A 12,366-nucleotide genomic window follows, 5' to 3' on the forward strand; every position below is an offset into this window, starting at 1 on the left:
TTATATATGGATAGTGAAATTGATTCATATGAAAGGGAGATGACGACAAAATGACTAAGAAAAAAGAGTTAAAGCTTGCATTATATTTAATTGGGGCAGGTATGCATGTTGCAGCTTGGAAACATCCTTCAGCAAAAGTTAATGCAAGCATCGATATGAAAGCTTTACAAAAGGTGGCGCAAATAGCTGAAAAGGGTAAGTTTGATATTGCTTTTGTTGCGGATAGTTTAGCAATCAATCATGAATCACATCCACATATTTTAAATCGCTTTGATCCTCTTATACAGATTACAGCTTTGGCAGCTGCGACAACAAAAATTGGCCTTGGTGCCACTGCATCAACCACATATAGTGAGCCATATGTATTAGCGCGACAGCTAATGTCCGTAGACCATATTAGTGAAGGGAGAGTAGGTTGGAATCTAGTGACAACAGCAGATGCGACAGGAGAGACGGCTTTAAACTTTAGCCGTGACAAGCATTGGGAGCACGATCATCGTTACGAACGTGCGGAGGAATTTATCGATGTAGTTCAATCATTATGGGATTCATGGGAGGACGATGCTTTTGTCTACGACCGTGATAATAATATTTTTTATGATCGCAATAAAGTACATGAGACCGCTTTTAAAGGCGAATATTTATCCGTGAAAGGTCCATTGAATATTGCACGTTCCGTTCAGGGGCAGCCTGTTATTATTCAAGCTGGTGCTTCAAAACCAGGGCAAAAATTAGCAGCGCGAACAGCGGAGGTCGTTTTTGTTCATTGGGACGATATTGAAAAGTCCAAGGTGCATTATCGTCATTTAAAGGCACAGCTTGCTCCATTTGGACGCACCGAGGAGGAGCTTCTTGTGTTCCAAGGGATATCGCCAATTGTGGGGGATACTGAGGAAGAGGCTATCCGTAAGTATAATGAATTACAGGCGTTGGTTGACCCATATGAAAGTTTAAAATTTGTTTCGGGCTATATGGGAAATGTGGATTTTTCTAAATACTCGTTAGATACACCTGCAATTGAAGTGGATTTTCCTAAAGTCAACAGTATTCAAAGTCATTTCTATGAGCATTTAGAAATTATCAAAAAAGAAAATTTAAAGGTGGGCGAATTATATGCACGCCTATTTGGTCCTGCGAAGCGCGATGCCTTTGTTGGAACACCAACACAAATTGCTGATGAGATGGAGCGCTGGATTACAGAGGAAGCGGCAGATGGCTTTATGTTACAGTTTTCATTATTACCACGCGATATAGAAGACTTTGTGAACAAGGTTGTGCCTATTTTACAAGAGCGGGGTATTTATCGGAAAGAGTATACAGGCTCAACACTAAGGGAACATTTAGGACTCAAAAAACCACAAAATCGATTTACGAAAAGTAAGGTGACTCATTGATGAGTGATGTTTATATTCGCAACGAACGTGAGCAAAAGCTAGTTCAATATGCTAGTGAATTGGCACAACAAATTGACAAGACTGCTGGTAAATATGATGAGAGTGGAGAATTTCCGTTTGAGCAATTTAAAATTTTAGAGGACGCTGGCTATTTTAAATTAACCGTGCCGAAAAAATACGGCGGTGAGGAAATTTCTCTTTATGAAATGTTATTAGTACAGGAACAATTAGCAAAAGGCGATGGTTCTACGGCATTGTCTGTTGGTTGGCACTTATTAACCTTTTTGAACGTTCGTGAGGCAAAGACGTGGCCCGAGCCAATATTTGCGGAATTAAGTCGTAAAGCAGTTAAAGAAGGTTCTCTATTAAATATTATCAATAGCGAACGAGGGAAAGGTAATATTTCTCGTGGAAGTTTACCTGGTACAATTGCAAAAAAAGTGCCTGGAGGCTATATCATTACAGGTGAAAAGGCTTTTGCTTCCTTAGCCCCCATTTTAAAACAATTTACGATTATCGCCTATATAGAAGAAGAGAATTTAACAGCAGAATTTTTAGTAACTAAAAATGATCAGGTAGAGGTTGTTAATACTTGGAATGCAATGGGAATGCGTGCAACAGGTAGTCATGATATTATTTTTCATGACACGTTTATTCAGGAAGAGGCATTGCTATACAAGCATCGTCCAAATGAAATAAACCGTTTTTTAGCTGATGGTCGTGTCTATTCATTAGAAATTCCAGCTGTTTACTTAGGGGTTGCAGGAGCTGCTAGGGATTATGCAATAGATTTTGCTAAAAATACTTATTCATACAGTTTAGAAAATACAATCGCTCACGCAAGTCATGTCCAACAAAAAATTGGTGAAATAGAAATACTTTATCAAACGGCACGTCGAACATTGTATAGTATTGCAGCGCAAGTAGAGCAAAATCCTGCGATAAAGGATCGACTTTCTGAAGATGTTAGCATTGCAAAGTATGTCATTTGTAATAATGCCATTGATATCGTAACAAAAGCTATGCAAGTTGTTGGTGGACGAAGTCTGTCTAAAACTAGTAAATTACAGCGACTATTTCGAGATGTTCAATGTAGTCGCTTTAATCCTCCGGCAGATGATGTAGTTATAACACAGCTTGCAAAGGGATTATTAGTCGATGTCAAACAAGGAGCTTTTCAATTATAGGTATCACTTTATCTTCATGTTTATGTTTTCCAACCGTTATTGTGGAAAAAATATTACCTAGTCTGCTAACAATATTGTTGGCAGATTTTTGTTTTCTATGAAAGGGGCTTTCCATTCCAAATGATCAAAACGACCCATTATTATCTATCTAGTTTTCTCTAGTATGTTATCAATGCTTTAAAACTGTTTTTATCTCAGCTTTTTTTACTAATTCTAGGGAATCAACTTTTATTTATTATACTCATTCTATTGTCGCAAGCTATTTTTAACTTCTTTCAGCGGCTGTCCAAACACCCGCTGAAAGAAGTTAAAGCCTCCGGCGGATGTCACGGAATCGGAAAGGAGTTCTTTGTGCAAGCACAAAGTCGATTCCGGACACAATTATGCCGAGGCATAATTGATGTGTGCTTTTTCTACTGAATTATCTATTTCTGTTTGTCGTGAAAGTTGATTTCTAGTATGATAATGGAGTGATAGGGGGGAAACCCGTGAATAACGGTTCAAAAAAACAAGAAATGTTTTCAAAAATGCAAGAAAGAAAATCCGAGGTAAAAATTGTGAGAAAAATCGTTGCTATTGTTGCAATTGCTTTAGTCCTAATTTTAGGGATAGTCGGTTTAATTGGCTATAATTATGTGAAGAGCGCATTAAAACCAGTAGATCCAGATGCGACTAAAACAATAGCGGTTGAAGTACCAATCGGTTCAGGTTTAAGCTCTATTTCGACTCTATTAGAGGAAAAAGGGTTAATTAAAGATGCTCGTGTTTTTAAATACTATGCCAAATTTAAAAATGAATCTCAGTTCCAAGCGGGCAAATATGATTTATCACAGTCAATGACATTAGACGAATTAATCAAAAGTTTAAAAACCGGAAAGGTCTACCGTACGCCAGTCTTTGCAATGACCATTCCTGAAGGCTTAACACTTGAACAAATCGGTAATATTGTGGAAAAGAAAACACCTTACACTCAAAAGGAATTTATGGACTTAGTAACAAGCGATACATTTGTTCAACAAATGAAGGCTAAATATCCTGAGCTTGTAACGGATGCGGTTTTAGCCGATAATATTCGTTATGATTTAGAGGGCTATTTATTCCCTGCAACGTATTCTTATTTTGAAGAAAAACCAACATTGGAATCGATTGTAGACGAAATGGTAGGGGCAATGGACAAGGTTGTGAAAAATTACAGCGATGTTCTTACTGAAAAACAAATGTCAGTACATCAATTAATAACGTTTGCTTCATTATTGGAAGAAGAAGCTACTGCTCAAACAGATCGAGAAACAATTGCGAGCGTATTCTATAACCGTATCAATCAAGGAATGCCTCTACAAACAGACCCAACTGTTTTATATGCACTAGGATCTCATAAAGATCGTGTACTTTATAAAGATTTAGAAGTAGATAATGCCTATAATACCTACAAAAATAAAGGCTTACCACCAGGTCCTATTGCGGGTGCTGGGAAAACTTCAATTGAAGCAGTGCTTAATCCAAGTGAAACAGATTACCTCTTCTTCTTAGCGGATAAACAGGGTGTCAATCACTTCTCGAAAACATATGATGAACACTTACAGAAAGAGCAAAAATATTTGCGCAATGCAGAGTAATTTCTGTTAACTTGTGAGATGTTAAGTTACTTTTCAGCGGGTGTCCATACATCTGCGAAAAAACGTAATTATGCCGAGATATACTGGATATTATTAAAAAATAAATAGTAATAATGTGGATAGAAGGAAAGAAAAATAGCTTTCCTTCTATTTTCATGCTATTATAAGTTGTGATTTTTAATCGATCCGCATGGGAAAAATTCAATCAGTCCGTTAATGCGGAAAAATATACGTGGTGGCAATTGTTTAAAGCTTATAAAAACAATTGCTCATTTTTGTATGACGAAGTACCAAGACATCACGTTTGGTCTTTTTCTTTTTGTTGTTAAATGATGAAGTACAGACAACGAGGATTACTTGTTGCCTTTTAACTTCTTTCAGCAAATGTCTTTGGTAGCGAAAGTGAAGCGTCAGCTACAAATGTCTTTGGTAGCGAAAGTGAAACGTCAGCTACAAATGTCTTTTGTAGCGAAAGTGAAACGTCAGCTACAGATGTCCAAGCATCCGCTGAAAGAAGTTAAAGCCTCTGGCGTATGTCACGAAATCGGCTGTGTGCTTGTACAAAGCCGATTCCAGACGCAATTATGCCGAGGCATAATTGATATGAGGGTGAACTTAAAAATGGAATTATCAGATGCATATATTCAATCATTTATTCAACCACGTAATGAATTGCTTTTAGAAATGGAAGCATTTGCGGAGGAGAATCATGTACCGATTATGCAGCTTGCAGGCATTGATGCACTAAATCAACTGCTACGTATTCAAAATCCGTCAAAAATTTTAGAGATTGGTACAGCAATTGGTTATTCTGCAATAAGAATGGCTGACGCTTTACCTAACGTGCATATCGTGACAATTGAGCGAGATACTGAGCGTGTTGCGAGAGCAAAGGCTTATATTGAACGTTCTACAGTTTCAGATCGTATTACGGTTATTGAAGGAGACGCCTTAGAGGTGAATGATGAAGCAATTCATACGACCTTCGATGCAGTTTTTATCGATGCTGCAAAGGGACAATATCAACGCTTTTTTGAAAAGTATGCGCCTCTTGTAAAATCTGGCGGAGTTCTATATATCGATAATATGTATATGCATGGCTTATCAGATTTAGATTTAAAAGATGTACCGCGTCGCAAGCGTACAATGATTCGAAATTTAAAAAACTTTACCGATTGGATTATGGAGCACCCTGATTATACTAGTGCATTTTTACCGGTCGGTGATGGTTTATTACTATGTTTGAAGAGGTGACTATTATGAAAAAACCTGAATTGCTTGTTACACCGCAATCAGTGGACCATGTAAAAGCACTTTTACAGGCTGGAGCAGATGCTTTTGTTATTGGTGAACAACAATTTGGTCTTCGTCTAGCAGGAGAATTTTCTGTTAGTGAAGTGGAAGAAGCTACAAAGTTGATTCATGCAGCGGGTAAAAAGGTTTATGTTGCGGTAAATGCGCTATTCCATAATGAAAAAATGGATGCGCTTGCCGAATATTTAAAAGAAATGCAACGTATTGGTGTTGACCGTTTAATTTATGGTGATCCAGCAGTATTAATCATCCGTCGTGAACAAGGTGTTACAATACCGCTACACTGGAATCCAGAAACGACTGCAACGAACTGGTTTACAGCAAATTATTGGGGGAAACGCGGAGCAACTCGCGCAGTACTTTCACGTGAACTTTCTTTAGATGAAGTGCTAGAAATTAAAGAAAATGTAGAAATAGAGGTTGAGGTTCAAGTACATGGAATGACATGTATGTTCCAATCAAAACGCCCATTACTAGGCCATTATTTCTTATATCAAGATAAAGTAATGGAAATTGAAAATCGTAAGGAAAATCGCAATATGTTCCTTCATGATGATGAGCGTAATAATAAATATCCAATTTATGAAGATGCTAACGGTACGCATATTTTCAGTCCAAATGATATGTGTATTATTGATGAGCTTGGCGAATTATTCGAAGGTGGCATAGATGCATTAAAAATTGAAGGTGTGCTTCAAACACCAGAATATGTAGTCACAGTAACAGAAGCTTATCGTCAAGCACTTGACACATATTTTGACGAATCAGAAGATGCGTATGAAGATATTAAAGATGATTTACTAGCTAAAATTGAAGAAATTCAGCCTGCCATCAGACCTCTTGATACTGGCTTTATCTTCAAGGAAACAGTTTACTAGGAGGTGGCAAGAACATGGCATTAGCATTAGAACAAAATGACAAAATTCGTGAGATTGTAGACGGGAAACGTGTCATTACAAAAAAACCAGAGCTACTTGCCCCTGCAGGTAGTTTAGAAAAATTAAAAGTAGCAGTTCACTATGGAGCAGATGCTGTATTTATCGGTGGACAAGAGTTCGGTTTACGTTCAAACGCAGATAACTTCTCAATTGAACAAATGCGCGAAGGTGTTGAATTCGCCAATAAATATGGTGCTAAAATCTATGTTACGACAAATATTTTCGCCCATAATGAAAATATGGACGGCTTAGAGCAGTATTTAAAAGATATTGAATCTGCAGGTGTTACAGGCATTATTGTAGCGGACCCTCTGATCATTGAAACTTGCCGTACAGCTGCACCAAAGCTTGAAATTCATCTTTCTACACAGCAATCTTTATCAAACTGGAAGGCTGTCCAGTATTGGAAAGAAGAAGGCTTACATCGTGTAGTATTAGCACGTGAAGTAGGCGGCGAAGAAATGAAGCTGATGAAGGAAAAAGTCGATATAGAAATTGAAGCATTCGTTCATGGAGCGATGTGTATCGCCTATTCTGGTCGCTGTGTACTTTCAAATCATATGACTGCTCGTGACTCTAACCGTGGTGGTTGCTGTCAATCTTGTCGCTGGGACTATGATTTATATGAGCTAGAGGATGGCGAAGAAAAGGCACTTTTCGATGATAATCACGCACCTTTCGCGATGAGTCCGAAAGACTTAAAGTTAATTGAAGCAATTCCACATATGATTGAGCTTGGGATTGATTCATTAAAAGTAGAAGGCCGTATGAAATCAATTCACTATGTTGCTACAGTTGTTTCAGTGTACCGCAAAGTGATTGACGCTTATTGTGCGGACCCTGACAATTTCAAAATTAAACGTGAATGGCTTGAGGAATTAGATAAATGTGCTAACCGTGACACTGCAGAAGCATTCTTCCACGATGCGCCTGGTCACGAGGAGCAAATGTTTGGTGTACATGGCCGTAAAACGACTTATGAGTTTGCTGGTTTAATTTTAGAGCATGATCCAGAAACGAAAATGGTAACAATGCAACAACGTAACTATTTTAAACCTGGCGATGAGGTAGAATTCTTTGGACCAGAAATCGAAAACTTCCGTTTTACAATGGGTGAAATTTGGGATGAAGATGGCAATAGCTTAGATGCTGCGCGTCATCCACTACAAATCGTTAAATTTAAATGCGACACACCATTAAAACCACATAATATGATGCGAAAGGAGAATAATTAATGGCAGCGAAGCGTCCAGTCGTCATAGGAATCGCTGGTGGCTCATGCTCGGGAAAAACGAGTGTGACCCGTGCTATTTATGATGTTTTCCGCGATCATTCAGTAGTTGTAATTGAACAAGATTTTTATTATAAAGATCAAAGTCATTTAACGTTTGAGGAGCGTTTAGGTACAAATTATGACCATCCGTTAGCGTTTGATAATGATTTGTTAATTGAACACTTAAAAAAATTATTGGTCCGTCAACCAATTGAAAAGCCTGTGTATGATTATGTGCAGCATACAAGAGCAAAAGAAGTTATTCATGTAGAGCCTGTAGATGTTATTATACTAGAAGGTATTTTAGTGTTAGAAGATGCAGATTTACGTGATTTAATGGACATTAAATTATATGTAGATACGGACTCAGATTTACGTATTATTCGTCGTATAATGCGTGATATAAAAGAGCGTGGCCGTACAACAGATTCTGTAATCGAGCAGTATTTATCGGCAGTGCGTCCAATGCACAATTTATTTATTGAGCCGACGAAACGTTATGCTGATATTATTATTCCTGAAGGCGGGGATAATGAGGTTGCAATCGATTTAATGGTAACGAAGATTAAAACTATTCTTGAAACCGACAACGTATTGTAATAAGATAGAGTGGTATTGACAATATTTACATGCATATCTGTACATATTTCAGAAAGGCATGCATACTATTAGGTCAAAGCGTAATTTGAAAACGTTTAAAAATAATAAAATTCGATTAAATGATCCTACAAGGCATTTAATCGAGTTTTATGTTTTTATATTGACGAAAACAAGGAGTGAAGAACTTTGGCAAACGAAAAACAGTACCCAATGACAGCTGAAGGTAAAAGAAAATTAGAAGAAGAATTAGTGAAATTAGAAACGGAAACTCGTAAGGAAATCGTAGAACGTATTAAAATCGCTCGTGATTTCGGGGATCTTTCTGAAAATGCTGAGTATGATTCTGCAAAAGAAGAACAAGCCTTTTTAGAAGGTCGTATTTCGACACTAAAATCAATGATTCGTAACGCAGTTATTATTTCTGAGGACGAATCAGATAACAGTGTAGTTTCATTAGGGAAAACGGTTACATTTGTAGAAATTATTAATGGAAAACCATCAACTGATGAGGAATCGTATACAATTGTTGGTTCGGCTGAGGCAGATCCAATGGAATTCCGTATTTCAAATGAATCACCAATTGCTAAAGGCTTGCTAGGTCGTGCTGAAGGCGAAGAGGTTGTCGTACAAACACCTGGTGGTGAAATGAAAGTTAAAATTATTTCAATAAAATAATTTTTTGTACAAGCAGTTAGCTTTCTTTGTAAAAGAGAGCTAGCTGCTTTTATCTTCATTCAGCACAATCTATTGTATCTACAGCACCGCCAAGGCGATACTGTTCTTGATTCTATCATCTATGTGAGTTTTTACACTTCTTTTAGCAAAAGGCATTTGTAGCGACAGACGATACAGGAGTATCCCACTTTTATAGGTTGTGAGATAATGCGGAGTATTGTAGCAATTTAACTGTGCGAATGCGAAGCGACAACAACATATGACTGAATAACCAACGTCTTGTTGGCAAAAAGCCGATTCCGTATACAATTACGCCGTTGCATAATTGATTCAATAGCCAACATCCAATAAATACCTTAAGAGGTCTTTGGTTTTGTCTATGATATAATAGGAGCACAATTATTTTGCAAGTGCTGTTGAACTTGATAAAATATTGGCTAGAGAGGGGGAGACTTCATGAGTGAACGAAAAACTCGAAGCAGTCGTCATTTGCAGCCATCTCATAATAAAAAGCTAGATAAACTATTGAATGTATTAATTGGTATTGTCGTGATATTAATTATTATAGTAGCCACATTTGTGTTTAAATGGCAGGATGATGCAGGGCAAGTTGCGAAAGATGAGCCATTACAGGAGCAGAAGAACGATAAAGAAGACGTGAAGGAAGAGCCTTCTAAAGAGAAAAATAATGATGAAACAGCTAAAGAAGAAACAGAGGAAGAGCCTACAGATGAAACTGAAACATCTGAACAGGATGCTACTACTGAAACCACGTCAGACAACCCAATTGTTGATAAGGTTGTAACCAATAAAAGCTGGAAGCCTACACCTACAACACAAACAGGTCAGCATGTGTCTTCTTACGATGATAAATCTGTAGACTGGGCTGAAAAGGTGGCCACAGTTACAGCCGCTACTGGCATCGAAAAGGACAATATGATTATTTGGCGTATACAAAATAACGGTGGCGCTAATTCGGCTATTGCAACAGTTTCAACTAATGATAAGACACAAATGTACCGTGTCAGCATGGAATGGGTCGACAACGAAGGCTGGTTACCAGTCAAACTTGAGCAACTAAATACATTAAATGGTGCCTATTGACGAAAGTAACTCGTTTTATTATTTTTAACTTATAGAAGCAGATGTACAAACATCCACTGATATAAAGGAGCTCAGTCTAAGAACGGCACGTCCTGTGGCAATTTATCTGTGCGAAAGCGAAGCGACAGCAACACGACTGAGTGACCAACTTCATGTTGGCCCAAAGCCTCCGGCGGATGTCACGGTAATCGGAAAGGAGTTCTTAAAAAGGATGTTAGCCTAAAATCATCGCATCCATGCGATAACGGCTAATTGACCTGCATCGGTAAAAACGCCACGTCCTGTGGCATTACCGAAATGACCGACATCGTGTCGGCCCTTGTGCAGGCCTAAGCACAAATCCGATTCCCGGACGCAATTATGCCGAGGTATAATTGATTTGAAGTGCATAAAGAAGGGAAGTAACGTAAATATGAACATCGCAGTAATCGGAGCAATGGAAGAGGAAGTAGAGCTTTTACGTGCATCTATAGAGAATGCAAAAAGCACAACAATTGCAGGAAGTGAATATACAACAGGAACTTACAAAGGGAACGAGGTAGTTTTATTAAAAAGTGGTATTGGTAAAGTGAATGCTGCAATGTCAACTACTATTCTATTACATGAATTCAAACCTGATGTAGTCATTAATACGGGCTCTGCAGGAGGCTATGATGAAAAGCTTGAAGTAGGCGCAATCGTTATTTCAGATGAAGTCCGTCATCATGATGTAGATGTAACGATTTTCGGTTATGAAATGGGCCAAATGGCTGGTATGCCAGCAGCTTATAAATCAGATGAAAAACTTATGAAAGTGGCTGAAGAGGCAGTAGAGGCTGTTGGAGAGCACCAATACGGTATTGGTTTAATTTGCTCAGGTGATGCTTTTATGAATGATCCTGTTCGTGTAGAAGCAGTCCGTCGTCACTTCCCGCAAATGAAGGCAGTAGAGATGGAAGCAGCAGCTGTTGCACAAGTGTGTTACCAATTTGGTACTCCGTTTGTTGTTATTCGTGCTTTATCAGATATTGCTGGCAAAGAATCGAATATTAGCTTCGATGAGTTTTTACCAGTAGCTGCAAAGCATTCAACACAAATAGTACTAAAAGCTATAGAATCGTTATAAAGTCTATTATCAGCAGAGTTTTCTTTATCCCACTGTGTATTAGTTTTCACCAATCTGCGAGATAAACTACACAAAAAAGTCAAAATGAGTGCCTTTTAGTGTGAGAAAAATCACAGTTTAAAAGTCGCACGAATGCTAAACTGTTGTTAATTAAATCTCTTCATATTCAGATGGGAGGCATGCATAATGCTATTTTTAACAGCAGGTGTAGTCATTATAACAATGTTACTCGGTACACTTATTTCAGCAGAACTTTCAGAATCTGTTGAAATTCATTAAGAGAAAAAGCTCTCTTGCGACATTTTAATGACGCAAGAGGGCTTTCTTTACTTTAGCAAATGTTTTCGTAGCGAAAGTGAAACGTCAGCTACAAATGTCTCCTTTTGTACCGATAAAAATACAAGATTCATTGCGTAATAATGTCATATATTTATTGAATTATTATTACTCAATAATTTTTTGATCTCGTTTATATAATTGATAGAGTTTAATAAGTGCTCGCTTTTCAATGCGAGATACATAGCTACGAGAAATATTTAAACGTGCAGCGATTTCCTTTTGTGTGAGTGCATCCTGCTGGTTAAGACCATAGCGAAGTGTAACGATTTCGAGCTCACGTTCGTCGAGCATATGCAAATAGTGATATAGTTGTGCAACATGCTCTTTATGTTCAATTTTTTCTGTTGCACTTTCTTCATCGCATTGTAAGAGATCACGGATTTGTAGGGCGTTACCATCCTTATCTGTACCGATTGGCTCAAATAAGGAAACATCTTTTTGCACTTTTTTTTGTGTACGCAGATGCATTAAAATTTCATTTTCGATACAGCGGGCGGCATAAGTGGCAAGACGGGTCTTTTTGTCAGGCGTATAACTTTCTACGGCTTTCATCAGACCAATCGTACCGATGGAAATATAATCATCAAGTTGTTCATGCTTCGGGTGGAATTTTTTTACAACGTGTGCGACAAGTCTCATATTACGTTCAATTAGGTCAAGACGCGCTTGCTCATCACCGCCTAAAAATCGTTCAATACAAGCAGCTTCCTCTTCTTTTGAAAAGGGTTTATGGAAAGTTTGCCCCTTTAAATAGCCAAGTAATGCTGGGATCTCAAGCCATAACTGCAACATAGATGTAAAAATTCCGCTCATTGAATGAT

Annotated in this window: 11 protein-coding genes; 10 read left to right on the forward strand and 1 reads right to left on the reverse strand. The window is 37.9% G+C overall.

Going from position 1 to position 12,366, the window contains the following annotated elements; translation table 11 throughout:
• Positions 1 to 50: 50 nt before the first annotated feature.
• The 10 genes from ABNX05_RS12555 to mtnN all read left to right on the forward strand — a co-directional run bounded on the left by ABNX05_RS12555 (position 51) and on the right by mtnN (position 11,206).
• The gene (locus ABNX05_RS12555) at positions 51 to 1,394 is read left to right on the forward strand and encodes an LLM class flavin-dependent oxidoreductase (RefSeq protein ID WP_349660058.1); all 1,344 of its coding nucleotides are present in this window, start codon (positions 51 to 53) and stop codon (positions 1,392 to 1,394) included.
• Positions 1,394 to 2,581 carry an acyl-CoA dehydrogenase family protein gene (locus ABNX05_RS12560; RefSeq protein ID WP_349660059.1) on the forward strand — a complete coding sequence of 396 codons (1,188 nt, stop codon included), beginning with the start codon at positions 1,394 to 1,396 and terminating at the stop codon, positions 2,579 to 2,581. Before ABNX05_RS12555 ends, ABNX05_RS12560 begins: the two co-directional genes overlap by 1 nt.
• Before the next feature lie 488 nt (positions 2,582 to 3,069).
• Positions 3,070 to 4,197 (forward strand): endolytic transglycosylase MltG, encoded by a 1,128-nt coding sequence (gene mltG, locus ABNX05_RS12565; protein ID WP_349660060.1) that lies wholly within the window; start codon positions 3,070 to 3,072, stop codon positions 4,195 to 4,197.
• 621 nt (positions 4,198 to 4,818) lie between these two features.
• A complete protein-coding gene (locus ABNX05_RS12570; RefSeq protein WP_349660149.1) occupies positions 4,819 to 5,451 on the forward strand; it encodes an O-methyltransferase in 633 nt (210 codons plus the stop codon).
• 5 nt (positions 5,452 to 5,456) lie between these two features.
• A complete protein-coding gene (locus ABNX05_RS12575; RefSeq protein WP_349660061.1) occupies positions 5,457 to 6,389 on the forward strand; it encodes a peptidase U32 family protein in 933 nt (310 codons plus the stop codon).
• A gap of 14 nt (positions 6,390 to 6,403) precedes the next feature.
• The gene (locus tag ABNX05_RS12580; RefSeq protein WP_349660062.1) at positions 6,404 to 7,684 is read left to right on the forward strand and encodes a peptidase U32 family protein; all 1,281 of its coding nucleotides are present in this window, start codon (positions 6,404 to 6,406) and stop codon (positions 7,682 to 7,684) included.
• Positions 7,684 to 8,322, forward strand: a complete 639-nt coding sequence (gene udk / locus ABNX05_RS12585; RefSeq protein WP_349660063.1) for a uridine kinase — start codon at positions 7,684 to 7,686, stop codon at positions 8,320 to 8,322. The genes ABNX05_RS12580 and udk overlap by 1 nt, the downstream gene beginning before the upstream one ends.
• Before the next feature lie 186 nt (positions 8,323 to 8,508).
• Positions 8,509 to 8,997, forward strand: coding sequence for a transcription elongation factor GreA (greA, locus tag ABNX05_RS12590; protein ID WP_079562862.1), 489 nt, complete (start codon positions 8,509 to 8,511; stop codon positions 8,995 to 8,997).
• 456 nt (positions 8,998 to 9,453) lie between these two features.
• Positions 9,454 to 10,101: a YrrS family protein gene (locus tag ABNX05_RS12595; protein ID WP_349660064.1), complete on the forward strand. Its 648-nt coding sequence runs from the start codon at positions 9,454 to 9,456 to the stop codon at positions 10,099 to 10,101.
• Positions 10,102 to 10,513: 412 nt separating this feature from the next.
• On the forward strand, positions 10,514 to 11,206 hold the full coding sequence (gene mtnN / locus ABNX05_RS12600; protein WP_349660065.1) for a 5'-methylthioadenosine/S-adenosylhomocysteine nucleosidase: 693 nt from the start codon (positions 10,514 to 10,516) through the stop codon (positions 11,204 to 11,206).
• A gap of 444 nt (positions 11,207 to 11,650) precedes the next feature.
• Here the strand turns inward: mtnN and sigK are convergent, their stop codons facing one another.
• Positions 11,651 to 12,358 (reverse strand): RNA polymerase sporulation sigma factor SigK, encoded by a 708-nt coding sequence (gene sigK / locus ABNX05_RS12605; protein WP_049667745.1) that lies wholly within the window; start codon positions 12,356 to 12,358, stop codon positions 11,651 to 11,653.
• Positions 12,359 to 12,366: the final 8 nt, after the last annotated feature.

Source organism: Lysinibacillus zambalensis, from assembly GCF_040183165.1.
In the GTDB taxonomy this organism is placed as follows: Bacteria; Bacillota; Bacilli; order Bacillales_A; family Planococcaceae; genus Lysinibacillus; species Lysinibacillus zambalensis.